General features: G+C 37.7%; 35 protein-coding genes and 1 tRNA gene. 10 read left to right on the top strand and 26 right to left on the bottom strand.

What is annotated here, in order from left to right; genetic code table 11:
* Nucleotides 1–7 precede the first annotated feature (7 nt).
* The 4 genes from purK to ppiB all read right to left on the bottom strand — a co-directional run bounded on the left by purK (nt 8) and on the right by ppiB (nt 2957).
* Nucleotides 8–1075, bottom strand: a complete 1068-nt coding sequence (gene purK / locus LG402_RS16400; RefSeq protein WP_227335959.1) for a 5-(carboxyamino)imidazole ribonucleotide synthase — start codon at nt 1073–1075, stop codon at nt 8–10.
* Complete coding sequence (purE, locus tag LG402_RS16395; protein ID WP_227335958.1) at nt 1072–1593, bottom strand: 5-(carboxyamino)imidazole ribonucleotide mutase; 522 nt, start codon at nt 1591–1593, stop codon at nt 1072–1074. Before purE ends, purK begins: the two co-directional genes overlap by 4 nt.
* 134 nt (nt 1594–1727) lie before the next feature.
* Nucleotides 1728–2450: a UDP-2,3-diacylglucosamine diphosphatase gene (locus tag LG402_RS16390; RefSeq protein WP_227335957.1), complete on the bottom strand. Its 723-nt coding sequence runs from the start codon at nt 2448–2450 to the stop codon at nt 1728–1730.
* A 12-nt stretch (nt 2451–2462) separates the two neighbouring features.
* Nucleotides 2463–2957, bottom strand: a complete 495-nt coding sequence (ppiB, locus tag LG402_RS16385; RefSeq protein WP_036934689.1) for a peptidylprolyl isomerase B — start codon at nt 2955–2957, stop codon at nt 2463–2465.
* Between the two features lie 375 nt (nt 2958–3332).
* On the opposite strand from ppiB, the gene cysS reads away from it, so the two are divergent.
* Complete coding sequence (gene cysS, locus LG402_RS16380) at nt 3333–4724, top strand: cysteine--tRNA ligase (protein WP_109409603.1); 1392 nt, start codon at nt 3333–3335, stop codon at nt 4722–4724.
* A gap of 98 nt (nt 4725–4822) precedes the next feature.
* On the opposite strand, the gene LG402_RS16375 is transcribed toward cysS, so the two are convergent.
* From LG402_RS16375 to folD, 4 genes are all read right to left on the bottom strand, one after another.
* Complete coding sequence (locus tag LG402_RS16375) at nt 4823–5266, bottom strand: hypothetical protein (protein WP_109409604.1); 444 nt, start codon at nt 5264–5266, stop codon at nt 4823–4825.
* A 236-nt stretch (nt 5267–5502) separates the two neighbouring features.
* Entirely contained in the window at nt 5503–6444 is a 942-nt protein-coding gene (gene fruK / locus LG402_RS16370) for a 1-phosphofructokinase (protein WP_109409605.1), read from the bottom strand.
* 641 nt (nt 6445–7085) lie between these two features.
* Nucleotides 7086–7298, bottom strand: coding sequence for a ribosome-associated protein YbcJ (gene ybcJ, locus LG402_RS16365; protein ID WP_109409606.1), 213 nt, complete (start codon nt 7296–7298; stop codon nt 7086–7088).
* Nucleotides 7299–7301: 3 nt separating this feature from the next.
* Complete coding sequence (folD, locus tag LG402_RS16360; RefSeq protein WP_109409607.1) at nt 7302–8174, bottom strand: bifunctional methylenetetrahydrofolate dehydrogenase/methenyltetrahydrofolate cyclohydrolase FolD; 873 nt, start codon at nt 8172–8174, stop codon at nt 7302–7304.
* 190 nt (nt 8175–8364) lie between these two features.
* Here folD and LG402_RS16355 point away from each other — a divergent pair.
* Nucleotides 8365–8441: transfer RNA gene (locus LG402_RS16355), tRNA-Arg, on the top strand.
* Between the two features lie 76 nt (nt 8442–8517).
* Here LG402_RS16355 and LG402_RS16350 read toward each other — a convergent pair.
* The 18 genes from LG402_RS16350 to LG402_RS16265 form a co-directional block, all read right to left on the bottom strand.
* On the bottom strand, nt 8518–8706 hold the full coding sequence (locus LG402_RS16350; RefSeq protein WP_072070108.1) for a helix-turn-helix transcriptional regulator: 189 nt from the start codon (nt 8704–8706) through the stop codon (nt 8518–8520).
* Nucleotides 8703–9020, bottom strand: a complete 318-nt coding sequence (locus LG402_RS16345; protein ID WP_036934679.1) for a hypothetical protein — start codon at nt 9018–9020, stop codon at nt 8703–8705. The genes LG402_RS16350 and LG402_RS16345 overlap by 4 nt, the downstream gene beginning before the upstream one ends.
* Nucleotides 9020–9628 (bottom strand): hypothetical protein, encoded by a 609-nt coding sequence (locus LG402_RS16340; RefSeq protein WP_036934676.1) that lies wholly within the window; start codon nt 9626–9628, stop codon nt 9020–9022. Before LG402_RS16340 ends, LG402_RS16345 begins: the two co-directional genes overlap by 1 nt.
* Before the next feature lie 12 nt (nt 9629–9640).
* Complete coding sequence (locus LG402_RS16335; RefSeq protein ID WP_036934674.1) at nt 9641–10222, bottom strand: hypothetical protein; 582 nt, start codon at nt 10220–10222, stop codon at nt 9641–9643.
* Complete coding sequence (locus tag LG402_RS16330; protein WP_036934672.1) at nt 10222–10920, bottom strand: Rha family transcriptional regulator; 699 nt, start codon at nt 10918–10920, stop codon at nt 10222–10224. Before LG402_RS16330 ends, LG402_RS16335 begins: the two co-directional genes overlap by 1 nt.
* A gap of 11 nt (nt 10921–10931) precedes the next feature.
* Nucleotides 10932–11408: a hypothetical protein gene (locus tag LG402_RS16325; RefSeq protein WP_036934671.1), complete on the bottom strand. Its 477-nt coding sequence runs from the start codon at nt 11406–11408 to the stop codon at nt 10932–10934.
* A complete protein-coding gene (locus tag LG402_RS16320) occupies nt 11405–11611 on the bottom strand; it encodes a hypothetical protein (RefSeq protein WP_052038446.1) in 207 nt (68 codons plus the stop codon). The genes LG402_RS16325 and LG402_RS16320 overlap by 4 nt, the downstream gene beginning before the upstream one ends.
* Nucleotides 11598–11951, bottom strand: coding sequence for a hypothetical protein (locus LG402_RS16315; protein ID WP_072070107.1), 354 nt, complete (start codon nt 11949–11951; stop codon nt 11598–11600). Before LG402_RS16315 ends, LG402_RS16320 begins: the two co-directional genes overlap by 14 nt.
* A gap of 74 nt (nt 11952–12025) precedes the next feature.
* Nucleotides 12026–12448 (bottom strand): hypothetical protein, encoded by a 423-nt coding sequence (locus LG402_RS16310; RefSeq protein ID WP_227335956.1) that lies wholly within the window; start codon nt 12446–12448, stop codon nt 12026–12028.
* The gene (locus LG402_RS16305; protein WP_036934667.1) at nt 12445–12744 is read right to left on the bottom strand and encodes a hypothetical protein; all 300 of its coding nucleotides are present in this window, start codon (nt 12742–12744) and stop codon (nt 12445–12447) included. The genes LG402_RS16310 and LG402_RS16305 overlap by 4 nt, the downstream gene beginning before the upstream one ends.
* Nucleotides 12744–13142, bottom strand: coding sequence for a hypothetical protein (locus tag LG402_RS16300; RefSeq protein ID WP_115350911.1), 399 nt, complete (start codon nt 13140–13142; stop codon nt 12744–12746). Before LG402_RS16300 ends, LG402_RS16305 begins: the two co-directional genes overlap by 1 nt.
* The gene (locus LG402_RS16295; RefSeq protein ID WP_181879867.1) at nt 13135–13308 is read right to left on the bottom strand and encodes a hypothetical protein; all 174 of its coding nucleotides are present in this window, start codon (nt 13306–13308) and stop codon (nt 13135–13137) included. The genes LG402_RS16300 and LG402_RS16295 overlap by 8 nt, the downstream gene beginning before the upstream one ends.
* Nucleotides 13292–13498, bottom strand: coding sequence for a hypothetical protein (locus tag LG402_RS16290; RefSeq protein WP_115350912.1), 207 nt, complete (start codon nt 13496–13498; stop codon nt 13292–13294). Before LG402_RS16290 ends, LG402_RS16295 begins: the two co-directional genes overlap by 17 nt.
* A 2-nt stretch (nt 13499–13500) precedes the next feature.
* Nucleotides 13501–13707, bottom strand: a complete 207-nt coding sequence (locus LG402_RS16285) for a hypothetical protein (RefSeq protein ID WP_115350913.1) — start codon at nt 13705–13707, stop codon at nt 13501–13503.
* A gap of 205 nt (nt 13708–13912) precedes the next feature.
* On the bottom strand, nt 13913–14134 hold the full coding sequence (locus tag LG402_RS16280) for a DUF333 domain-containing protein (RefSeq protein WP_036934656.1): 222 nt from the start codon (nt 14132–14134) through the stop codon (nt 13913–13915).
* Between the two features lie 83 nt (nt 14135–14217).
* Nucleotides 14218–15144: a hypothetical protein gene (locus LG402_RS16275; RefSeq protein ID WP_052038444.1), complete on the bottom strand. Its 927-nt coding sequence runs from the start codon at nt 15142–15144 to the stop codon at nt 14218–14220.
* A 46-nt stretch (nt 15145–15190) separates the two neighbouring features.
* Nucleotides 15191–15478: a DUF3024 domain-containing protein gene (locus tag LG402_RS16270; protein ID WP_227335955.1), complete on the bottom strand. Its 288-nt coding sequence runs from the start codon at nt 15476–15478 to the stop codon at nt 15191–15193.
* Between the two features lie 62 nt (nt 15479–15540).
* Nucleotides 15541–16185, bottom strand: coding sequence for a LexA family protein (locus LG402_RS16265; RefSeq protein ID WP_227336979.1), 645 nt, complete (start codon nt 16183–16185; stop codon nt 15541–15543).
* Nucleotides 16186–16289: 104 nt separating this feature from the next.
* Between LG402_RS16265 and LG402_RS16260 the strand changes: the two genes are divergently transcribed.
* From LG402_RS16260 to LG402_RS16225, 8 genes are all read left to right on the top strand, one after another.
* Complete coding sequence (locus tag LG402_RS16260; RefSeq protein WP_115350914.1) at nt 16290–16562, top strand: helix-turn-helix transcriptional regulator; 273 nt, start codon at nt 16290–16292, stop codon at nt 16560–16562.
* Nucleotides 16534–16803 carry a hypothetical protein gene (locus tag LG402_RS16255; protein ID WP_227335954.1) on the top strand — a complete coding sequence of 90 codons (270 nt, stop codon included), beginning with the start codon at nt 16534–16536 and terminating at the stop codon, nt 16801–16803. Before LG402_RS16260 ends, LG402_RS16255 begins: the two co-directional genes overlap by 29 nt.
* A 287-nt stretch (nt 16804–17090) precedes the next feature.
* The gene (locus LG402_RS16250) at nt 17091–17639 is read left to right on the top strand and encodes a replication/maintenance protein RepL (protein WP_036934649.1); all 549 of its coding nucleotides are present in this window, start codon (nt 17091–17093) and stop codon (nt 17637–17639) included.
* Complete coding sequence (locus LG402_RS16245) at nt 17632–18258, top strand: NUMOD4 domain-containing protein (protein WP_052038442.1); 627 nt, start codon at nt 17632–17634, stop codon at nt 18256–18258. The genes LG402_RS16250 and LG402_RS16245 overlap by 8 nt, the downstream gene beginning before the upstream one ends.
* On the top strand, nt 18252–19817 hold the full coding sequence (locus LG402_RS16240) for a DEAD/DEAH box helicase family protein (protein WP_036934646.1): 1566 nt from the start codon (nt 18252–18254) through the stop codon (nt 19815–19817). The genes LG402_RS16245 and LG402_RS16240 overlap by 7 nt, the downstream gene beginning before the upstream one ends.
* A complete protein-coding gene (locus LG402_RS16235; RefSeq protein WP_088207091.1) occupies nt 19814–20788 on the top strand; it encodes a toprim domain-containing protein in 975 nt (324 codons plus the stop codon). The genes LG402_RS16240 and LG402_RS16235 overlap by 4 nt, the downstream gene beginning before the upstream one ends.
* Nucleotides 20788–21171, top strand: a complete 384-nt coding sequence (locus tag LG402_RS16230) for an antiterminator Q family protein (RefSeq protein WP_075673909.1) — start codon at nt 20788–20790, stop codon at nt 21169–21171. The genes LG402_RS16235 and LG402_RS16230 overlap by 1 nt, the downstream gene beginning before the upstream one ends.
* Nucleotides 21172–21411: 240 nt before the next feature.
* Entirely contained in the window at nt 21412–22578 is a 1167-nt protein-coding gene (locus tag LG402_RS16225) for a 5-methyltetrahydropteroyltriglutamate--homocysteine S-methyltransferase (protein ID WP_036934641.1), read from the top strand.
* Nucleotides 22579–22961: the final 383 nt, after the last annotated feature.

The raw sequence follows: 22961 nt of genomic DNA, 5'->3' as shown, positions 1-22961 counted from the left end.
CGGACTGCTAGCTTAATTTTTCTAAAGCCCATTGGATGGGTTTTTGATAGTCATCATCAAGCATAAGACTCAATGATTTAAGTGTCTCTTTCAGCGGTTGGTTATCACGATGAACAAGATTGAGATGACCCACTTTACGCACGGGGCGAACTTCTTTTTCATACCAATGTAAATGCACTAAAGGTAATGAAAGCCATTGAGGATTTATATCAGTACCAATCAAATTAACCATCACCGCAGGTTGGCAAACTTCAGGTTTTGGCATTGGTAAATCTAAGATTGCACGTAAATGTAACTCAAATTGGCTAATTGAGGCACCATTTTGTGTCCAGTGCCCACTGTTATGAACTCGGGGTGCTAATTCGTTGATAAGTAATTTATCACCGACAATAAAACACTCCATCGCCATTACACCGATATAATTGAGTTTATCAAGGATAGATGTCAGCATTTTTTCTGCTGATTGTTGTAATTCTGGGGTTGGTGTTGGTAATGCAACACTCATACGCAAAATGCCATCTTGATGAAGGTTATGTGTTAAAGGATAAAATACACAATGACCGTTTTTATCTCTGGCTCCAACTAAGGACACTTCACCAGAAAACGGAATACCTTGCTCTACAATGCATTCACCATAAATTTCAGTGGGTAATTGCTGCTCTTCACCAGGGTGAATTCGCCATTGTCCGCGACCGTCATAACCACCAACACGACGTTTCACGATAATAAAATTACCTAACTGAGCAAAAATATCAGGCCATTGTGCTGGAGATGTTAAGGCTTGCCAAGGTGCGGTTGCTAGGCTTAGTTCATCAAGAAGTTGTTTTTGAGGCAATCTATCTGCAAGTAAAGGGAAAATATCACGGTTAACAAAGTTAGTATGACGTTCTAACTCTTTTGTTAAAGCTGTTTCTGGCCAACGTTCAATTTCTGCAGTAATAATGCTCTTTTGATAGGGAACTGCTTCAGGTTCTGCATCTAATCCTACAGGGTAAACAGCAATGCCTAAAGGTTCACCCGCTTGTCTTAGCATTCTACCTAATTGGCCATTTCCAAGGACACAAACCGGTTTCATAGTGCCTCTCTTGGATCTGGGTTATTTAATACATCGTCGGTTTGTGCTGTGCGCCATGTAGTCAGTGCATCTAAAATAGCAGGAGAATGTAACGCCAAAACTTGAGCTGCTAATAAAGCCGCATTGGCAGCACCTGCTTTACCAATTGCTAAGGTTCCTACTGGAATACCTTTTGGCATTTGTACGATTGAATAGAGGCTATCAACACCGCTTAATGCTGCACTTTGAACAGGAACACCGAATACAGGTACTAATGTTTTAGCTGCAAGCATTCCTGGTAAATGAGCTGCTCCTCCAGCACCAGCAATAATGACATCAAAGCCATTACTTTTTGCTTTTTCAGCAAAACTAAATAACTTATCAGGGGTACGGTGCGCAGAGACAATCTCAACATGGTAAGGAATGTGTAGTGTATCTAATACATCAGCGGCATGAGACATGGTTGCCCAGTCACTTTTAGATCCCATTACAATGGCGATACGAGGAATAGCGGTATTTAGACCAACGTGAGAAGACATTACTTAACTGCTCCTGTAAGTATAAACGGATATAGCCTAATAAATTGAGAATGATAGTATCACGCTAACACGCCAAGGAAAACGTTTGCGTAAAGAAAAAAAAGGCTTTTTATAGAGAAAATAAGTGAAGCAACTTAAAAGGGAAAATGGATCAGTTCTATTTTTTCAGCGGTGACTTTAAACATAGAACCTTCGGTATGCCAAGCGCCTAATACACCACGGTAATGTGTTTTATCATCAATGTTGACGGTATGAATTGCCGGACGATGCGTATGGCCGTGGATCATCCATTCTGTATTGAAGTGTTTAAAAGTATCAATCACAGCCTGAGGGTTAACATCCATAATGGCATCTGATTTGTACTGATTTTCGTGCTGGCTACGTGATCGCATTTTGTCAGCGATACGCAGTCTAATAAATAGAGGCAGTAATAAGAATAGGCGCTGGATAAATTTATTATGCACTTTTTTACGGTAACGTTGATACGATTCATCATCCGTACAAAGTGTATCACCATGCAAAACTAGGATGCGATGTTTCTCTATTTCGAGCACTTTTTCTTGAGGAAGTAGAGTGATACCACTCTCTTTTGCAAAACGAGAGCCAATTAAAAAATCACGATTTCCATGAATAAAATAACAGGGAATACCCGCATTTTTTAGTGTCATTAGTGCTTGAGCAATTTGTTGATGTAATGGATTAGGATCATCGTCACCTATCCAAAAATCAAAAAAATCGCCTAAGATATAGAGCGCTTTAGCATGAATGGCTTGCTCTTTTAGAAAGCGAAGAAAACCGGCAGTGATTGCCGGTTCATGTTCACTTAAATGCAGGTCTGCAATAAAAAGCGTACACATAAAGAGTAATGCTTATTCGCTAACCGTTACACTTTTAATGATGATATCTTCACGAGGAACATCTTGGTGGAAACCGCTACGACCTGTGGAAACAGCTTTAATTTTATCAACAACATCCATGCCTTCAACAACTTCAGCGAAGACACAATATCCCCAACCATTTGCGTTTTCAGCACGGAAGTTTAAGAAATCGTTATCTGCAACGTTGATAAAAAATTGTGCAGTCGCGGAATGTGGATCGTTAGTACGAGCCATTGCTAATGTACCACGATTATTTGCAAGTCCATTGTTTGCTTCGTTTCTAACAGGTGCTTTGGTTGCTTTTTGGTTCATACCAGGTTCAAAACCACCACCTTGGATCATAAAGCCATTGATGACACGGTGGAAGATAGTGTTATCGTAGAATCCTTCTTTACAGTAGTCTAAAAAATTTTCTACGGTTGCAGGCGCTTTGTCTGCAAATGTATTAATCACGATATCGCCGTAATTGGTATGAAAAGTAACCATATTCAGATCCTAATATAATTTTAGCTTTACCCAGATTTGGGCATAAACAATAGTCCCGTTTTTTATATCACAGTTGCCTTATTTAGTCAGTATTCATCTTTTTTTTGCACGGTTTTTCTAATTAAACGGGCATATAAAATAGGGAAAAAACACTTTTCGCCAAAATTTAGCTTAATAACATAAGTTTGATTGTTCACTATCAACGATTGAACAGTGAAAATAAGGGCTAAGCAGAGTAATATAATAGCGTAGATCTTGAGTTTGCTTTGTTTCCAAGATCCAATATCCTAATTAATATCGTGCTATAGTAGTCGTTATTTTCTTTTATATAAAAACGTAATAAACACGTACAGTTGAAAACGGGAACGTCCACCGATGCTAAAGATTTTTAATACTCTCACTCGCCAAAAAGAAGAATTTAAACCTATCCATGCAGGGAAAATAGGTATGTACGTGTGTGGCATCACTATTTATGACCTGTGCCATATTGGTCATGGACGTACATTTGTGGCTTTTGATGCCATAACCCGTTATCTGCGTTATTTAGGCTATGACGTTAATTATGTGCGTAACGTAACGGATGTGGATGATAAAATCATCAAACGTGCGATCGAGAACAATGAAACGTGTGAGCAATTAACAACTCGCATGTTAGCTGAAATGCATAAAGATTTTGATGCATTAAATATTGCTCGCCCTGATTCAGAGCCTCGTGCGACACATCATATTGCTGAAATCATTGAATTAACGGAAGCGTTAATCAAACGTGACCATGCTTATGTTGCTGAAAACGGTGACGTTATGTTTGCGATTGATACCGATCCTGATTATGGGTTGCTTTCTCGTCAAGATTTAGAACAACTGCAAGCAGGTGCTCGTGTTGAAGTGGCTAATGTGAAACGTAATCCTATGGACTTCGTTTTATGGAAAATGTCTAAGCCGGGTGAGCCAAGCTGGGAGTCTCCATGGGGAGCCGGTCGTCCTGGTTGGCATATTGAATGTTCTGCAATGAACGGTAAAGAGTTAGGACACCATTTTGATATTCATGGTGGTGGTTCAGATTTAATGTTCCCACACCATGAAAATGAAATTGCTCAATCAACCTGTGCTCATGATGGCCCGTATGTAAATTACTGGATGCATTCAGGTATGGTGATGGTAGACAAAGAAAAAATGTCTAAGTCACTTAATAACTTTTTCACCATTCGTGATGTATTAGCTTATTACGATGCTGAAACGGTACGTTATTTCTTATTATCCGGTCATTATCGTAGCCAGCTTAACTACACAGAAGAAAATCTAAAACAAGCACGTACCGCTTTAGAGCGTCTCTATACGTCATTACGTGGTACTGATGCTAATGCACAACCTATTGGCGGCGAAGCGTTTGAAGCACTGTTTATAGAAGCAATGAATGATGACTTCAATACACCAGAAGCGTATTCAGTATTATTTGATTTAGCGCGGGAAGTAAATCGCTTAAAAAGCGTGGATATGAATAAAGCTAATGGTTTAGCTGCGGTGTTACGCAAATTAGCTAAAGTATTAGGTCTGTTAGAGCAAGATCCGGAAGCCTTTTTACAAAGTAGTGCTAAAGCAGACGATGCTGGTGAAGTTGAAAAAATTGAAACTTTAATTCAACAACGTAACGATGCACGTAAAAATAAAGATTGGGCTGCAGCCGATGTCGCGCGTGATGCATTAACTGCGATGGGAATTGTGTTAGAAGATGGCCCTCAAGGTACAACTTGGCGCCGTAATAATTAATATAATTAACGTACCATTACACTTAATACGTGTTTCTAAAAAATATCGGATATTTATTATCCGATATTTTTTTTGCTATTTATTATTTAGTATTTTATTTATTGACTAATAATACTGGTTTCTCTTTCATTATCTTTTTGTTTGTCTTTAAAATAATTTATGACATTCTCAGAAAAAAAGAGTCTATGAGTTAAGATAACTATAATAGAAAAAGCAACAAAACCAAATTCAGACATATTGGTTAATGACATCGAAACACTTAGTATAAAAAATAGCGAAATAGATAAGCATACCCATGATATTTTTAGAAAAGAGTAAGCATTTTTACTGTTTCTTGCGAGTTTTATCCATGCAATAACTTGTATTATCATTGTAATAATCAGGCACAGCATAATAAATAGGCCTAGAAGCATCGTTTGACCACCGCCCATCGCCATTGCTAATAAATAAATCGGTGCTCCAGCAACCAATATAAACAAACTTATACCTAAAAATAGTACTGAAATAACTTGGATCCATAAAAGTACTATGGGCCTTTCCATAATTTCTCCTAAAAACAAAATAAGTTTTTATTAGCTTTAGAATATCTTTATTAACTTTTATTAAAGTGAAGTTTATCGAATAAATAGAAAAAATAAAGTTTGATTTAATAATAAATAAATATTAATCAATTTAAGAGATTCTATTTTAGAGTTTCTATAAATATGATATTAATATATTTAATTGGAACAGTGGTAACTCTATTTAATATCATTCGATATACCACTGGTATTATTACTTATAATTTTAGAGGAGTTAATTCTACTTCTGCCATCATTTTTGCCAATTGTTCACGGTCACGAATACCAACATTGGTCTGACTTACTGCAAGAGCAGAAACGGCAGTTGCAAGACGTAATGTATGCTCACTAGTTTGTCTCATCATCAGTCCATAAATTAGGCCGCCAACCATAGAATCACCGGCACCTACAGTGCTGACAACATTACATTTAGGAGGCGTTGCCATCCATGCGCCAGATGCATTTACCCACATTGCACCTTGTTCACCTAATGAAATAACAACGTGAGCAATACCTTGTTGGCGTAATGCTTGGGCTGCTTGTACAACATCAGAAAGTTCAGGTAAAGGCCGGCCAGCCCAAATTTCTAATTCATGATGATTAGGTTTAACAAGCCAAGGAGAGGCTTTTAATCCTGCGACAAAAGCATCTCGACTACTGTCAAAGATCAAACACATGCATTCACTGCGTAAACGAGTCATCCATGCAGTGAAATCATTAAGATCAACACTTGAAGGTACACTACCACTGACACAGATCATATCAAACTGACCAGCCCAGCTTAGTGTGTCATTCACGAAACGAGTCCAATCTTGTTTTGTAATTTCAAAACCAGAAAAATTAAAATCAGTGACTTTGCCATTAGGCTCAGTAAGTTTCACATTTATGCGAGTACGGCCTTCAACCATTTGAAAACGGTTTGCAATACCCGAATCACTAAACTCTTTTTGAAACCCATCTTGATTTTCTTTACCTAAAAATCCACCAACAGTGACATCAACGCCGAGACTTTTTAAGACTTTAGCAACGTTAATACCTTTACCAGCAGCATGAAAGCCTGCTGTTTTAACACGATTAACTTCACCAAGTTCAATAGGATTACTTAAACCAACAAGATCATAAGCAGGGTTAAGTGTGATGGTCGCAACTCTGCGTTTCATGCTAGTTCCTTACCTTAAATAAAAGAATAGGCATCATTTTTTGCTGTTGTTTAGCAATGATAGAGATACCTTGAGTGGGTAGGCCGAGCATAAAATCTCCTGTTAGATGAAGGGCAAAAAAGATCTAAATATCACAAAATAACAACTAAGATTGTATCATTGGGCTGAATCGTTTCAAGTTATAGCGTGTAATTTAGTACAAACAATGTTCTTTTGCCTAATAAAAGTAGAAATAAATTAGATCTAAATCACATTTTAGTGCATTTAAACATGAACAAATGAGTAAAAAGTGTCAGCAAAAAGGTTTGTTGCTGAAGTTTTACAGTAATGGTTAAAAAGTGTTATTTATATATAAAATAATAACTTACATAGTTTTTTTTATCTATTTCTTGATGAAATGTATAATGTGCTGAACATCTAGGAGAGATTATACCAAGAGATATACCTAAAAATAATGATTTGAATTTAATTAAATTAAACTAAATTTGTTATTTTGATTTTAATTCAATTAGTTATGATTATCTCTTTTTTTTAAAGATGATTAAATAAGGAAAAACAGAGGAAAAAAGAAGAAAAGTGTTCAAAAGAAAAAAAGTGCCACTTAGGGTAGCAGCACTTTTTAATTTTAACTGACTTGCTGATTATTTGCTGACACTGACCGAGAACTCACCAAAGGTGACAATTTTTCCATCAACGATTTTACAACGCTTACGGGTTTCAACTATGCCATCAACGCTAACTAAGCCTTCAGCAATGACACTTTTAGCAGCAGCACCGCTTTCTGTCCAACCTTGAAGTTTTAATAAATCACAAAGCTCGACATAGTCGTGCCCATCTAATTGAAATGTTTCCATTGATTAATTATTTCCTGTTTCAGGGTCGTGATACTCTTCACATGCTTGTAAAGTGTTTTGAATAAGTGTGGCAACAGTCATTGGACCGACACCACCAGGGACTGGCGAAATCCAACCTGCGCGTTGTGAAGCGACTTCAAATTCAACATCGCCCACCACTTTACCACTTTCAAGGCGGTTAATACCGACATCAATGACAATAGCACCAGGTTTAATCCATTCACCGGGGATAAAGTTAGGTTTACCTACCGCGACAACCACAAGATCAGCGTGTTCAACATGAAAACGTAAATCTTTAGTGAAACGATGAGTAACCGTTGTTGTACAGCCTGCAAGTAAGAGCTCTAGGCTCATTGGACGACCCACAATATTTGACGCACCAATAATAACCGCGTTTAAACCATTCATAGGGATATCACAACGTTCTAGCAGTGTGACAATACCGCGAGGCGTACAAGGGCGTAATTTTGGTGCACGTTGACATAGGCGACCAACATTGTAAGGATGAAAACCATCCACGTCTTTATCTGGGCGAATACGTTCTAGTACTTTAACGTTATCAATTCCGGCAGGTAAGGGGAGTTGAACGAGAATACCATCAATCGTGTTATCTTCATTAAGCTGGTCGATCAGGTTTAATAAATCAGCTTCACTGGTAGTATCAGGTAAGTCATAAGAGCGAGAAATAAAACCAACTTCATCACAAGCACGGCGTTTACTTCCGACATAAATCTGTGATGCTGGGTTATCACCCACTAAAATAACAGCTAAACCAGGCGCTCGTTTTCCTGTATTAATACGTTGTTTTACTTTTTCGGCAACTTCGCTTCTGATGGTCTGCGCAATCGATTTCCCATCTATAATTCTTGCTGACATCTATACATCCAAATTATTCAATTACGGTATTGCTCTATTTTGTCAGATCAAGAGCAATCTGTCAGTCGAATACTTGCCATATTTTGACCATATAGTTTGATATCGTTGAAAAATCGTTGACTCTCAGAATGTTGAACGTATAATTCACACCCGTTATCAGCAGTGATTGCTGACGTCTAATTTCTTCTAGGCGCCCTTAGCTCAGTTGGATAGAGCAACGGCCTTCTAAGCCGTAGGTCACAGGTTCGAATCCTGTAGGGCGTACCATTTAAAATCAATGAGTTACAAGATTTTAAAAAGAAACCCGCAAGAGATGCGGGTCAAGTAACGGGTCAAGTTAGCATTACAGTTTTTCACTTCTAACCCACTCTTCATAGACATGTTCTGGCCAGCCTAAAAACGTACCACCTTTTGTTCTTTCTGGTCTGGGAAACTCATTTCGTTTTGCGTACATTCTCCAAATTGTAGGTTTGCTTTTGCCAGTTAACTGGATCATTTCCTTCCACTTAATGTATCGAGTCACAGTTGTCATTTTTTATTTCCTTCCCTATACCCGTTCTCCATAATGCACTGTGCGATAGTCGCTGGTGGGTTATCCCAATGGGCATCAAAAATGATATCGTTTAAATGATATTTACTGATGTCATCTAAAGTCTTAGGTAAGGTGTCATGGGGTAATTTTAAACAAATAGAATCACCCGTCATGCTTACTGCAATATCAATGATCTGCTCAGTGGTAAAATCTGTTTTACGATAACCGGCTTTCCAGACTGCATCAGTTATATCACCGGGATCACTACCTGCATTTTTGATGACACTAACGAGATTGAAATCTAAAGTTGTCATTAATCATCATCCTTAATTAAGCTGTAAACTTTATCAGCAATATCAAAAGCATTATCAGCCACTGCTAATACAAGTAATTTAGGATCACCAAATGATTTTTTTGTCAGAAGTGAAAAATCGAAAAGCACACTTTTGCTATCTTTTGTTTTCAGCATTCCCGTAATAACACGGCCAAATAGTAGATAAGGCAAGGCTAAATACATGGACTGCAATAAAGGTGCTTCACCTTTAATAAATTCCTGCTCAAAAAGACGATTAAATGACGGGTACTTATCTTTGATTAAAGTGAGTTTTGTTTTATAGTAGGGATAGAAATTTTCATCCTTCTCTTGCTTATAATGAATAGCGACATAAGAACCATCGTCATATGATTTAATATGTGTATATTCAGCATCGCTAGGAATTGCTTCATCAAATTGAATAACAATATCATCACTGAATTCAGAGTTGTGTTTCATGCGTAATACTACATGCCCATTAGACACTTCGATATGTTCAGCGTTGATATGTACACAGTTAGTAACAAGACGAACATCATCACTCATTTTTAATAATGTAAGTGCAGCTCTTAATTGGCTTGTCTCGATGTAAGGTAATTTAGTTGTCATTTTTTACCGTCCTTAGTGCATAGTTGGCATAGCTAGAAATCCGTTATTAGCTTCTAACTCGCGAATATAATCATCATGAAGAATACAGAGCCCTTCACGTCCTTTTTCTGATAGGCGAGGACCATGTTCAAGGGAGATGTCCAGAAAGCCGATATAGGCTTTTATGATGAAGTCAGGACAATAATCTTTATAGATACCCCCTAACTCTTCGATAAGAATGCTTTCAAAATGGCTTGCAAGACAAAGGCGCAAAGAAGTTGGGTAAATGGTTAAAGCGTTTTCTCCGTTACTGTAAATAGTGGCAAGATCAACACCGCCTTCTTCATTACGAATTTCAGTGGTGCCATTCTTTTCTTGTAGTTCACGAATAAAGCAAGTTGCTACCACCCAGCGCCAGACAGAAATTCTCTGTTCAGGTGTTAATGTTTCAGGTTCATCAGCTAACTTACCCATGACTGCAGCGGCTAAATATAAACCTTTCAATAACTCTTTATCGTATTGACCTGATTCAAGGGCTGTTACAGCTTCAGAGTAAGATATTAAAGCACCATCATCAGAAATAACGCCATTACTAGTATCAGTAAAATAAGCCATTATTTACCCTCCCAGCCAATTGCCTGAAACAATCCCATTTTAGGATGATGCCAGCGAGTGCCACGTTTTTCGGCTTCACTCATCATTGCCTTGAATGCAGATATAAAATCAGCTTCATGAATAATGGCCATAGGCCTAGGCATACCTTCGGGCGTAAGAATAGTTATTTTATTTTTGCGAACATTGAACTGTTTGGTGAGTGTTTTGCATTTATCCACCGTCATACCTGATTTAGTTCTCGCCAGAGAGTACCCAATCCAACCTACAGGGATCGTTCCTTGTTTTATTTGCTCAACGACTTCATTCACTTGTTCAACTTTTTGCTCTACATGAGATATACGGCGTTCGCTTTCTAAGTTAGCCAGCGCCATAGCAGCAATAATTTCTGCTTGTGATTTTGGTTTGACTCGTTCATCTTCAAGTTCTTTCCAGCGATCAACTAACCGAGCTGTAAACTCTGGGGACAGTTGCGCAACGACAATGATACTGTCTCGTTTACCTTTTTCACCTGTGAAAACATAATGTAGTGGAGTGGTTCCGTTTGCTGCTTTAATCCCATCCACCGTTGGTGGTTCGGATATAACATTTTTCTCTGCCAACCGTTCGATAGTTCTTTTAACACTATCTTCACGGCTACCAACTAATTCGGCGATCTCTTTAGAGGTCATTGACGCATTGGTGCTAATTAAATTATTCATATTGACTATCCTTAGTGTATTAATTGACTTTTACCTTGTGAGATAAGCAAAGTGGCGCTATTGATGAGTAGTTGATCAAGCATGTCTTGCATCCATTTATCACCTTCTTCGCCTTTTGCTTTGTTACCTTCGTAAAAACGGAACAGGGCGAATACGCCATCGCCTGACTGATCGAGAATGACTGACTCAACTTTTACAATGAGTAGCTTCTCGATAATTTTTAAATCCAAATCGACAACAATATTTTTGTGTCTAAATGAAAACTGCTCATTAAGACCAGGACCGAATCGCGTTACACAGGAGATTAAATATTTATTTGCTACAATCGTTCTTAAATTATCAACAATGTGCTTAACAAATATCTCTTGTTCTTCTGGTGTTAATTTACGATTTGACTTAATAGCTTCTTTATCTAATAAGGAAGCAGGGAAACCTTTTTCTTTTAAATATTCGATGATTTCATTTGTTGTCATTTTTTTACTATTCATAACATGCCACCCGGTATTTTAATTTTGGCTTTATCTAAACAACGCTTAGATGATTGATTACTTATTTTTTGTTGATAACTCATTGCGCCTTTAGCTGGTGGATCTGCGATAATAAAAGCTTGGTTATATTGCTCTAGTGCGCGTCTATAAAATCCTTTCCCCTCTAATTGCTTACCTTTTTTCATGAATTCAGAATACGTCATGATATTTATATTCCTCTCCATTTAAGTAAGGAGGTAAATACTCAACAATATAATCAATCATGAATTTACCCATATCAGAAATCGAGCCATTTAAGTTATATAACCATTCATAAGTATTGTAGATATCTTTATCACTCCACTTACAACGTTGACGGCAATCTTTTTCTTCATAGACATCACGGAAGAAATTATTTAAATTTTCAAAGCTAATTTCTGTAATAACAGTTTTATTATTTAACTTTGATTTAAACTCAGCTTTCTTTCCATTTTGTTTAATATAAATAAGCACTGAGTTGATAAAACGCTTTCTTCTTACTTCAAGTAAATTAACTTTATCCATGTTGCTTACTCCTGATTTAGAGCGCAGCAATCCCTAGCATGAACGCTATAATTAATTTTTATTTAGTGGATAATTTATTTATTGGTTAAAGCATTATTTAATTCGTAATATAGTCTATCAGCTTCTTTTTCTGCATCATCATATTTAGCGACAGCTTTAGCATATTCTTTTTGTAATCGTTCAATATTACGCTCTTGCTTTAATCGCTCTTGGAGTTCGGTTAGTTTAGCTTCCTTGCGATCCATAAAGTGTTCGGTAGGTTCGCCACGCTTAAAAGCGATTGTGCCATTTTCAAGTTCGCATTGTTCACCTTCATAGTTAGTCTCAATGCCTGCCTTATGAAGTTCACGCTCGGTGAGGATATTTGCTAGCTTATTTAATGCTGAACGCTCACTTAAGTAAGCACGATTAGCACCTGAAATAATATAAACAGGGCGCATAGCAATAGTAATTTGATTGTCAGTTGCTTTCTCAATAGCTTCGTGTTGTCTGCTCATTTTCTTGTTCCTTTTATTTTTCGATTTGATATTTCGTATTCAATTCCACCAAGTCTGTCATTTAATATTGATATAAATGACGATAGCTGACTTACAAATAATCCCACATCCCCAAGATGATCTTTACCATCGGGATAATTTTCATTAGCATCAGCCCAAAACATAAACTCACCGAATATATTCATTCCTGTAACAAGTGAATCGATAGCTAAATCTAAATTACCTCTTAAGTTACCCAGTTCACCTTCTGTTAATTTACTTAAATCAGGAAGAGTAACTAAGTCATCAATATTCATTAAGCCTCCGTGAAACTTACTTTTTCATAAATGGTTTCTAAATTTAATTTGGCTGACTGGATTAAATTTGTAATTTGAATATCGTAATTTTTAATGTGACCGCTTTCTTCAGAGACTTTTAAATTAATTGCAGTTTCTAATGTATTTAAAATGCACCCGACAGCCGTTTCAATTGTATCGTTATCACTGATTTTAATTTCACCGATAGGCTTTGGTGATTTATCAGTATTAATATTCGATACACTTTCTTTAGCTCTTTCTATATTGGCTACTGCTGATTCAATCGCATTAAACATATTATCGCTAGGTGTTACGTTATCATTGATAATGAGATTTAAAATAGAAGTTGCATAAAGTAATTCATCACAAGCGGATTGCTTTAGTTCAGTGTTATTCATAACCTAGGGCCTCTCTAATTTCATCTTCTGCTTGAGATAATAAGCTAAGTTGAATTGCTCGTTCTTCCTCATTACGAGAGAGAAATTGCGCCGTTTCTAGAAATGATTTGACTCTGTATAATGTATCTTCGTACTTACCTAAATCAGACTTAATTTCTTTTGCCATGATTGCTATCTCTCTGTGCATTTTCTTCAAGAATCCAGTTAACAACATCACCAGATAATTCATGCGCTAGTTCTATTAAAGTTTCAACATCAGGGCTTTCAGGAATTCGAAGATTATTTAGTTGAAATAACAGTGCATTTAATTGAGAGCTTTTTTTTGCAACAGATTCTAAGTTGAGTTCGTGAGCCATAATTAAGCCTCGCAAGGAAATTGTGCAGAGAAAACAACGTTACCACCGAGTAATTCTTTAGCTTGTTCTGCGCTGGTGGCCATAACTTCCTTTTTCTCTGGATGCTCTGTTTTAGTCCAAAAACGAAACAAGAACATAGGTAACATTACGCCTGTATGCATGTCAGGTTTCGGTAAATTAGGGATTGCAGTAGAATGTAAAATGGACATATTTAAATCCTTTAATCACGTTTTGTGTTTTTATTAACACATATTTGTGTTTTTATTGCAATCACATTTTGTGTTTTTATTGCGGTTTTTAATTTAATTTATTGTATTTTCAGATAATTTATTTTCAAATAAATCTCAGATTGGAATGCAGATCACTTCTTTGGAGGGGAGAGTACAAAAAAGCCCCGTTAGGGGCTATAGGGTATTACTTATGATCTCTTCGATACAAAGTCCACTCTTCAATTCTTTCACCAGAAGGTAATGTACAGTATCCTACTTGACCTTTATCTGTGTTAACTATTTCCAGCTTTCCGCTTATTTCACCGCAGTACACAGAGGCAGGGTTTGCCATTCCTACCTGTTTATTTCCCGTAGTAGAGCACCCAGCGAGTATAATGGTAGCTGCCAAAACTGTTAATTTTTTCATTATTCTGTCCTTACAGATGCGAATGGCTATTGTGAATAATATATTTTTAGCATAAAAAAGCCCTCGCGAGGAGGGCTGGGAGGTTAGTGTTTGTTTGGCAGCTCTGGTTTTTTTACTTGCGTCAGTAAATTTCCTGCATTCACCTTCGGTATTGCTCCATCTTTTATTTTGCTTTCTATGTATGCAGGGAATTTTTGTGGTAAATATATTTTCTGTAACCAGCGCCTAAACTCACCTAATGCGTCATCTGGATATATCCACGCTTCTATAGCTCCTGCTTTGTGTTGAGGGAACCAATCAGGATAATGGTGCGGGTGCTTTGTCCTTTCTCCGTATTTACTGCATAAGTCATTTTTTACCCAGTGTTTTCCCCAGGTTATTCCAATGCTTATATCAGGTATTGAGGCTGGCCCAAGGTTGAACCCTGTATTGATCATCCGCAGTGTTAGATCTGCCATTTCGCTAAAAATAGAAAAATACCCGAATGGTATATTTGCATTTAGCTGCAATCTCTCTTGAAAGCACTTCCATGCACTACGTAATGGGTTTTCTGGGTCAATACCAAGATTGAGGAAAATAAAGCGTCTTAAGCTATATTCGGCTAAGTCTCTATATCTTTTCTTAGCTACAGAATTATCAAATGCAGATGAATCTGCATCAAGGGCGTAATACTCCAATATGGCCATGCATACGCGATCGGAGTATGCATATACTTCACCGGTATTATTATTAAGAACAGTATATAGGCTGGAGAGCGTTAACCCTTTTCCTCTAAGGATTGAGTCAATTTTCTTTCCTCTCGGTTTCGTTCTTTCTTCAAGCCAGTTGGTTGTTAACCTACCAAGAGCTCTATGATCTACTCCACATAATCTAGAAAGCCCTCTCAATGTTAAATACGGAGTGCCATCATTCATTATTCCCATCTGGATACCATCGAACTCAACTTCTTTCACTGGAAATAATTCTAATTCCCCTTGGGGATTGATTACTGCTAGTTTATTGTTATCCAATTGATATCCTTATTTATTTTAATGGGGCTCACCCTAAAACGTGTCGTCACCCAAAGAAGCAGCCTTGTACATCATCTTCGACGAGCTTAATAGCGTCAGAGAAACTACCTAACATTTTTTCATCGCAGTTGTGCCAGTTACTATTTTTATCCATCCAAAGCAGAGACCATGAATTCGAATATTTATTATGTGTGATTTTTGCTATAGGTTCTTCTACTTTGCCATCACTCCATATTAGTTGCCTAATTTCAAAGATAATTACTGAGTCGTCCTCGATACGATACTGTAAATCTAATTCATCCCTTAGGTGCTCTGCTGGGCGGCGTTTTTCCATGAAAAATTCCATACACCGTCTAATATTTGCTATCTCAATATTGTTAAACGCCATATTTCCTCCTAAAACGTGTCGTCAGGCCATTGTGACTTGATTACCTTACCTATGATTGTGCAGTTCCCGTTAATAGGGATCAGGTCAAAACGAGGGTTTAATGGCTCTAGGTACTCAACTCCACCATCTCTAATCAGTCGTTTGAATGTGAACTCATCATTTAGTAAACGAGCAACGCAGAAGTCACCGAACTCTACTTCTTCCTCAGGATCAACCAGAATTAGCATTCCTTCAGGAAAACTTGGCTTACCTCCTGGTGGTGCTGTCATTGATTGACCTTCAACTTCTAACCAGAAAGAACGCTCACTGGCCTTCTTAGCTGTCGGTATCCACGACACAGCATCTTTCTGAGTGTATGAGTTAAATTCTGTTGAGAAAGCTCCAGCCTGTACCTTAGTGAAGAGAGGGTATTGATAATTACTTATAACTTGTTCGCTTTGTGAGCCAAACATCAACTCTGCAGGGGATACTTCTAGGATCTCACTAATTCTTAATGCATCGTCAGCACTAATTTTTCTCTCACCAAGCTCATAATTTCCTATTCGTGACGCAGACGAATATCCACACAGTTTTGCCAACTGAGCCTGACTAAAACCTTTAGATTCGCGGATAGATTTCAATCTCTCCCCGATAATTTCATTAATCTTTTTCATAGCCATTATTTAACACAAAACGTGAATAAAGTAATCAAACAAAATGTGATTGCATAATAAACACATTTTGTGTTTAATGTATATAAAAATAATGGATGGAAAATATGAATAAAATTTCAACGCAACGTAAAAAGCTTGGAATATCACAAGCAAAACTTGCCTCACATTTAGGCTGGGGACAGTCAAGAATATCCAATTATGAACTAGGTATCAGGACTCCAAGCCTTTGTGACTGTCGTTCAATCGTAGCTGCTTTTAATGAGTTAGGTAGTAATTGCTCCCTGGATGATTTGTTCCCCTCTAAATATGGTTATGAGTCTAATGCCATGAAGAATCAAGGAAACTCTCATGCACCAAATCAACATGCCGATGCCTGATCACTACTTCCCTGATGATGCCAAATGGATTCAGGAACAACTGATGAAGTTAAAAGCAACTAATCGGCAGAAGGCATTAATTAAATATTCGGAAGTATATCAAGCGGAATGGGAACGTGAACAAGTTCCCTACCGTAAGGCTAACAAAGCTCGTCATGAAGCCAATGTGAGACTGAGAAAGTTTGTCGAGCATTATCAGAGACCAATGCAAGGGTATACAGCAAAGCCGTTATCGATTTAGTAAGCAATGCCAAGGGAGAGGCTTAAATTTAACCAATGTTTTTATGGCTCTGTCCATTGGCTGTGGAAAAATCTCAATGTTTGCAATGAGTTAAACAACAAAAACAAAGGTCAAGGTCAACACAAGATCGAGTCTACGAGTACATAGACATATAGATAATAAAAGGGAGACTTTAAAAAATGAATAAAATCAATAACTTAAGTACCCCAAAAATCCCACCACACGGGACGTTTAGTGTCATAGCTGGGAATGTTATTAAAAACAAGAAGTTACAAGGAGTTTTAAGAATGGGTAAATCTGAGGTTGGTAAACGTATTGAATCATTAAAGCTTCCTAAAGGCAAGGGATTGAGCTTCATTCAGGCATACGATTCAGGCTTAGATTTAATCTCAAAACTTGCTGAAGAAGGAAATGTTAGCGCGATACGACTCTATATCCATTTAATCAAAATTATGGATCGCAGTTCAGGCGCAGCAATGACAGATATTAAATCAATCATTGCTGATACAGGGCTTTCTCGTAGTGCTGTGTATCGTTCAATCACTGCGCTAAAAGAGGCGGGGCATTTGCGTTGCCGAGTTAAGCAAGTTTATGAAATTAATCCAGAAGGCTTTTGGGGTGGTTATGCTGATGGGAAAAAGAATGCCTTGTTTATGGCTGAGAATAGCACTGTAACTAAAGGTGTTCGCTTTAGATTGAATGCAGGGGCTTCACACAAGAAAGGATCTTTTACCTTACCCGCAACATTTGAGCCAGTTGGGGACAGCAAAAAGCCGAGTAGCACAACTTTCGACGGGAATGCAGACTCGGCTTCTTTGGAGGGAAATGATGAATAATCAAATCACCGGAAAGCATTATGACATGAATTTATCATTGGAGAAATGGTTACCTGTCGCTATTCCTGATTTTAGTCAGAGTTATGAAGTAAGTAATTTCGGGCGGGTTCGTAGTGTAGATCGCTGTACATCAGGCGTTATTAAGGTAAGAAAAATAAAAGGTAAGCTGTTAAAAACTAGAATGCGAAAGGATGGGTATTTAACTGTAAATTTCCATTTTAAAGGGATTGCAAAGCAATTTGCTGTACATCGTCTAATAGCGCTTACATTCATTAAAAATCCAAATGAAGCACCTTATGTGAATCATAAAAATGGAGTGAAAACAGATAACAACGCTAATAATTTAGAGTGGGTTACTCCCTTAGAAAATATTCAACACGCGATAAAAACTGGTCTGATGAAGGTAGTTAGAGGTGCTGATAATGAGCAATTCAAAGGCACCATAATCGCTACAAATAAAAAAACACTTAAAACATTAAGCTTTAAAGGCAAAAAATCACTGATTGAATTTGGTTTTGATCATTCGGCAGTTTACGGATGTGTAACTGGACGAATGAAAAGTCATCGAGGTTATACCTTTCGCAGAGTAAAAAGCAAAGCAGAGGTGATGCCATGTTAACAATCACACCAAATTTTGCACAGGAACGCGGATTGACGATGTTACGTCAGGCATGGAAGCAAAATAGAACATTCATGATTTATAGCCCAACAGGAAGCGGAAAAACGGCATTAGCTGCGTTTATTACTGATGGACATATTCAGCGTGGAATGAGAGTGATGTTTCTTGTTCCTTACACAATTTTGATTGATCAAACAGCCAGTCGTTTTATTGAGTATGGCTTGCCAGCCGAAGAGATTAGCTATGTATGGCGCGATCATCCTAATTACGATCCGACCCGTTTAATTCAGATAGCGTCAGCAGATACTATTATTCGTAGAGATTTTCCAGACAACATTGATTTACTCATAATCGATGAGGCGCATTTGCGTCGTAAGAAAATATTAGAAGTGATCAGTGAAAGTGAATTCAAGGTAATTGGTTTGTCCGGTACGCCTTTTGCGCCATTTCTTGGTCATTACTACGAAACACTAATCAAACCCACCACCATGAAAGAGTTAATCAAACGTGGTGATTTAAGCTCATACGAGTTCTATGCACCAACTAAACCCGATTTATCAAAAGTGAAATCGTCCAGCAACGCAGAGTTTGGTAGTGATTACAAAGAAGCTGAGATTGCTGAAATTATGAGTGGTGCTGATTTGGTGGGGGATATTGTTGATAACTGGTTGGTGAATGGTCGAAACCTACCTACGATTTGCTTTTGCGTCACAGTCAGTCATGCCAATTTTGCCACCGTCGAATTTAATCGTGCAGGTGTGAATGCTGAGGTGATCACTGCAGATACGCCACATGATGAGCGTCAGATCATTATTCATCGGTTTGAGCAAGGCGCGACCAAGGTGCTTGTGAGCGTGGGAACATTGATTGCCGGCTTTGATAGTGATGTCCGTTGCATTATTTACGCCCGTCCAACTAAATCAGAGATTCGTTGGTGTCAGGCTATTGGAAGGGGATTACGTACCGCACCAGGAAAAGAGACTTGCCTTATTTTTGATCACTCCGGCTCAGTTCACCGCTTAGGTTATCCCGATGATATTGAATATGACGAACTGCCTACCAAAAACGACGGTATGAGTGAATCTTCGTCTAGCAGAGAGCAAGAAAAACGAGAGAAGAAACCGAAAGAATGTTCCTCTTGCCATTACATGAAACCTGCAGGTGTTTATGTTTGCCCTAAATGTGGGTTTAAACCTTTAGTGGGTGAAGATATCGATGTTGATACTAGCCGAAACATTAAAAAACTGAATAAAAAAGAGCGCACTTACACTCGAGAAGATAAGCAAAGCTGGTGGTCTCAATTGAAATACTACCAGAATCAGCGTGCGACACAGGGCAAGCCCATCAGTGATGGCTGGGTTGCTAATACCTTCAAGGATAAATTTGGTGTATGGCCACAAGGTTTTCACAATACGCCACAAGAAATCACACCTGAAGTGAGTAATTTCATTAAATACAAACAAATCGCCTTTGCTAAGTCTCGCAAGAAGGCGCAAGTCAATATTCAAAATTTACGCACTCAAATTAGCCACCAGCCACAGCAAGGAGGTTTACTGTGAATACAATTGATGCCGTAAAAGGGCAATGGGCAAAAATATTTGCACATTATGGGTTACCTCCTATAACAGGGCGTAAGCACTTTAAAGGGAAATGCCCTATCTGCGGACAAAAAGGAAAGTTTCGTATTGATGATAAAGACGGGCGAGGAACCTACATCTGTACGTGTGGTTCGGGTAACGGTTTTCAATTGTTAGAAAGAACACAAGGCAAAGACTTTAAAACATTAGCAGATGAAATTGATGTGTTGATTGGTAATCAGCGAGAAAAAGAAGCTATTTTGCCAACTAAAATAAATAAGAATAATTTATTCCAACGTATTACGGGCTGTTATTCCAAACTACCCATACTTAAAAATACACCAGCCATGCAGTATTTGCAGAATCGAGGTGTTTTTGAGTTACCACTTGATAACGTCCGTTATTGTGATCATCAACCTGTTCGTAATAGTTCTGACAAATTTCAAGCTATCTGGTCACTAGCTACTGATGCTAAAGGGCAACTCTGTTATTTACATAGAACGTATTTACAAGGGGATAAAAAAGCACCTCTTGATATTGTGAAGAAAATGACTGCTGTGCAGGATGACAATTATTTAGAGTATGCAGAATCTGTCGCGATAAGAATGTTTCCTGTCGATACTACACTTGGCATTGCTGAAGGTATAGAGACCGCACTTTCTTGTAAGCAACTCTATGGTGTAAATACTTGGTCGGTCATCAATACTAACTTCATGAAAAAGTTCAAAGCACCAAAAGGTGTTATCCACCTTGTTATCTTTACAGATATGGATTGGAATGCGGCAGGTCATGCAGCTGCTATGGAGTGCGCACATAAAAACCTACTTTCTAATAATGATGTAGAAACGGTCAGTGTGAGATGGCCTGATAATGGTGATTTTAATGACATGCTAACAGAAGCTTGTGAGGTAAGAGAGTTAGTATTTTCAAGACAACATAAGGAAGTGGCGTAATGCGTGATATACAACAGGTATTAGAAAGATGGGGTGCATGGTCGGCAGATAATACAGAGTCGGTTCAATGGTATTCGATTGCTGCGGGATTTAGTGGATTAATACCAAGCAAGGTTAAAGCTCGTCCTCAATGCTGTGAAGACGATGCAATAATTATTTCTAGTTGTATGGCGCAATTGAATAAAAAGAATAGTGATATGCATGATCTATTGCTTGATTATTACTTATTCGGAATGACATTTATGCAACTTGCTAACAAGCACAATTGTTCTGATGGGCATATAGGTAAAAAATTACAAAAGGCAGAAGGAATAATAGAAGGTATGTTAATGATGCTAGATGTTTCCTTAGAAATGGATCGATATGTAGAAAAAATCATATAAAAACTTTACGTACGTAAAAATGATGATATTGTGATAAGACTGACGTCAAGGTCAACTAGCTTATGAACCTCATTTAAAGTGAGGTTTTGTGTTTTTATTGGTTATTCTCTTTGTCTGCGCTTTTAATTTTTAAAATGAAATAGCTTCATATTAAATATGAAATAGTTTCAATATCCATTTTTTTTATTAATGCTATGTTTGGTAGCAAAATTCTTAATAAGAAAATATAGGATATATTGAATGAGCACTAACATCCCTCCATTTAAAGCTGATGTCGTTGGTAGTTACCTTCGACCTGAATATCTACATAAAGCGCGTAGCGATTATGCTAATGGCACTATTTCTAGCCATGAATTAAAAAAAATAGAAGATAAAGCGATCATTGAGTTAGTAGAAAAGCAGAAAAAAGCCGGATTACATGTTATTACCGATGGTGAGTTTCGTCGTAGCTGGTGGCATTTAGACTTTATGTGGGGATTAAACGGCGTTGAAAAAGCCTTTTTATCTAAAGGATATTCATTCGATGGTATTGAAACTCGTCCAGAGACGGCTCGATTAACAGGAAAAATATCTGGAAATAACCACCCTTTTATTGAACATTTTTCATTTTTGTTGAAATTTGCTGAGGATAATATTGTTCCTCGTTTAACGATCCCTGCACCAGCTCAATTTTTCAAAGAGCTTTATCGACCAGAGAATTTAGATAGCACTAATGCAATTTATCCTTCAAAAGATGAGTTAATTAACGATATTATTGGTGCTTATCAAGAATTCATAAAAGAGTTATATCTTGTAGGGTGTCGCAATTTGCAATTAGATGATTGTACTTGGGGTATGATGGTTGATTCTCGATATCACAACTCAGGTATTGCTGAGAGCGAAAGTGTAAATAGTTGCTCATGCCATTCAGATCATACTGTAATAAGCAATGATATAAACTCATTAGCGGAAACGCTTGTTTATTTGAATAATGAAGCGATTAAAAACGCACCATCAGATTTAGTGTTAACAACACATGTTTGCCGAGGTAATTATCGTTCTACATGGGCCGCTAGTGGTGGCTATGGACCGATTGCTGAGATCCTTTTTGGAAGAGAAAATGTATCAGCATATTATTTAGAGTTTGATACAGATAGAGCTGGTGATTTCTCCCCGTTATCTTATGTTTCAGGCAATAAAAAAGTTGTTCTGGGATTAATTTCTTCAAAAACTGGAGAGTTAGAGAGTAAACAAAAAGTAATAGAGCGAATCTATGAAGCTAGTAAGTTCGTACCATTAGATCGACTATGTTTAAGTACTCAATGTGGATTTGCATCAACTGAAGAAGGGAATGCATTAACTGAAGAGCAACAATGGGATAAAATTGCATTAGTAAAAGAGATTGCTCAAGAAGTCTGGAAATATTAATCCCACAGACTGAAAACGTTATTACTCATAAAACTCCATATATCGTGAGATTATTGATAGTTTTTTTTAAAACCTCGCTTCGGCGGGGTTTTTTGTTATCTGCAATGGTAAGGTGTCTTTTGGTGAGTAAAATCACCCTTGCACTGCATGGAGAAGGCGCCTTAACCATTGTGGAGAACGCCGAGACTGATCGGCAGTGTATGGACTGTCGGATGTACCGCACACCATCCAGAGGCGGCCTTTGCGGATTAGGCTAAGCCCCTGAGAGTATCTGGAAACCGACGAAGGATTAAATAGCCTTCCTCCACAATCTCATAATAGTGCCCTCATAGTCACTACGCAGAACGGAGAAATCTGGCTTGCGATACACTTGGGGCTTTCTA

Origin of the sequence: Proteus sp. NMG38-2 (assembly GCF_020640995.1) — a bacterium.
Lineage (GTDB): Bacteria > Pseudomonadota > Gammaproteobacteria > Enterobacterales > Enterobacteriaceae > Proteus.
The sequence above is the reverse complement of the archived record's forward strand: the minus strand, read 5'-3'. Positions and strand labels throughout refer to the sequence as shown.

Excerpts from the sequence above, each read along its gene's own strand:
- purK (WP_227335959.1), bottom strand. The coding sequence starts at position 1,075 with ATGAAACCGGTTTGTGTCCTTGGAAATGGCCAATTAGGTAGAATGCTA.
- purE (WP_227335958.1), bottom strand. The coding sequence starts at position 1,593 with ATGTCTTCTCACGTTGGTCTAAATACCGCTATTCCTCGTATCGCCATT.
- LG402_RS16390 (WP_227335957.1), bottom strand. The coding sequence starts at position 2,450 with ATGTGTACGCTTTTTATTGCAGACCTGCATTTAAGTGAACATGAACCG.
- ppiB (WP_036934689.1), bottom strand. The coding sequence starts at position 2,957 with ATGGTTACTTTTCATACCAATTACGGCGATATCGTGATTAATACATTT.
- cysS (WP_109409603.1), top strand. The coding sequence starts at position 3,333 with ATGCTAAAGATTTTTAATACTCTCACTCGCCAAAAAGAAGAATTTAAA.
- LG402_RS16375 (WP_109409604.1), bottom strand. The coding sequence starts at position 5,266 with ATGGAAAGGCCCATAGTACTTTTATGGATCCAAGTTATTTCAGTACTA.
- fruK (WP_109409605.1), bottom strand. The coding sequence starts at position 6,444 with ATGAAACGCAGAGTTGCGACCATCACACTTAACCCTGCTTATGATCTT.
- ybcJ (WP_109409606.1), bottom strand. The coding sequence starts at position 7,298 with ATGGAAACATTTCAATTAGATGGGCACGACTATGTCGAGCTTTGTGAT.
- folD (WP_109409607.1), bottom strand. The coding sequence starts at position 8,174 with ATGTCAGCAAGAATTATAGATGGGAAATCGATTGCGCAGACCATCAGA.
- LG402_RS16350 (WP_072070108.1), bottom strand. The coding sequence starts at position 8,706 with ATGACAACTGTGACTCGATACATTAAGTGGAAGGAAATGATCCAGTTA.
- LG402_RS16345 (WP_036934679.1), bottom strand. The coding sequence starts at position 9,020 with ATGACAACTTTAGATTTCAATCTCGTTAGTGTCATCAAAAATGCAGGT.
- LG402_RS16340 (WP_036934676.1), bottom strand. The coding sequence starts at position 9,628 with ATGACAACTAAATTACCTTACATCGAGACAAGCCAATTAAGAGCTGCA.
- LG402_RS16335 (WP_036934674.1), bottom strand. The coding sequence starts at position 10,222 with ATGGCTTATTTTACTGATACTAGTAATGGCGTTATTTCTGATGATGGT.
- LG402_RS16330 (WP_036934672.1), bottom strand. The coding sequence starts at position 10,920 with ATGAATAATTTAATTAGCACCAATGCGTCAATGACCTCTAAAGAGATC.
- LG402_RS16325 (WP_036934671.1), bottom strand. The coding sequence starts at position 11,408 with ATGAATAGTAAAAAAATGACAACAAATGAAATCATCGAATATTTAAAA.
- LG402_RS16320 (WP_052038446.1), bottom strand. The coding sequence starts at position 11,611 with ATGACGTATTCTGAATTCATGAAAAAAGGTAAGCAATTAGAGGGGAAA.
- LG402_RS16315 (WP_072070107.1), bottom strand. The coding sequence starts at position 11,951 with ATGGATAAAGTTAATTTACTTGAAGTAAGAAGAAAGCGTTTTATCAAC.
- LG402_RS16310 (WP_227335956.1), bottom strand. The coding sequence starts at position 12,448 with ATGAGCAGACAACACGAAGCTATTGAGAAAGCAACTGACAATCAAATT.
- LG402_RS16305 (WP_036934667.1), bottom strand. The coding sequence starts at position 12,744 with ATGAATATTGATGACTTAGTTACTCTTCCTGATTTAAGTAAATTAACA.
- LG402_RS16300 (WP_115350911.1), bottom strand. The coding sequence starts at position 13,142 with ATGAATAACACTGAACTAAAGCAATCCGCTTGTGATGAATTACTTTAT.
- LG402_RS16295 (WP_181879867.1), bottom strand. The coding sequence starts at position 13,308 with ATGGCAAAAGAAATTAAGTCTGATTTAGGTAAGTACGAAGATACATTA.
- LG402_RS16290 (WP_115350912.1), bottom strand. The coding sequence starts at position 13,498 with ATGGCTCACGAACTCAACTTAGAATCTGTTGCAAAAAAAAGCTCTCAA.
- LG402_RS16285 (WP_115350913.1), bottom strand. The coding sequence starts at position 13,707 with ATGTCCATTTTACATTCTACTGCAATCCCTAATTTACCGAAACCTGAC.
- LG402_RS16280 (WP_036934656.1), bottom strand. The coding sequence starts at position 14,134 with ATGAAAAAATTAACAGTTTTGGCAGCTACCATTATACTCGCTGGGTGC.
- LG402_RS16270 (WP_227335955.1), bottom strand. The coding sequence starts at position 15,478 with ATGGAAAAACGCCGCCCAGCAGAGCACCTAAGGGATGAATTAGATTTA.
- LG402_RS16265 (WP_227336979.1), bottom strand. The coding sequence starts at position 16,185 with ATGAAAAAGATTAATGAAATTATCGGGGAGAGATTGAAATCTATCCGC.
- LG402_RS16260 (WP_115350914.1), top strand. The coding sequence starts at position 16,290 with ATGAATAAAATTTCAACGCAACGTAAAAAGCTTGGAATATCACAAGCA.
- LG402_RS16255 (WP_227335954.1), top strand. The coding sequence starts at position 16,534 with ATGCACCAAATCAACATGCCGATGCCTGATCACTACTTCCCTGATGAT.
- LG402_RS16250 (WP_036934649.1), top strand. The coding sequence starts at position 17,091 with ATGGGTAAATCTGAGGTTGGTAAACGTATTGAATCATTAAAGCTTCCT.
- LG402_RS16245 (WP_052038442.1), top strand. The coding sequence starts at position 17,632 with ATGAATAATCAAATCACCGGAAAGCATTATGACATGAATTTATCATTG.
- LG402_RS16240 (WP_036934646.1), top strand. The coding sequence starts at position 18,252 with ATGTTAACAATCACACCAAATTTTGCACAGGAACGCGGATTGACGATG.
- LG402_RS16230 (WP_075673909.1), top strand. The coding sequence starts at position 20,788 with ATGCGTGATATACAACAGGTATTAGAAAGATGGGGTGCATGGTCGGCA.
- LG402_RS16225 (WP_036934641.1), top strand. The coding sequence starts at position 21,412 with ATGAGCACTAACATCCCTCCATTTAAAGCTGATGTCGTTGGTAGTTAC.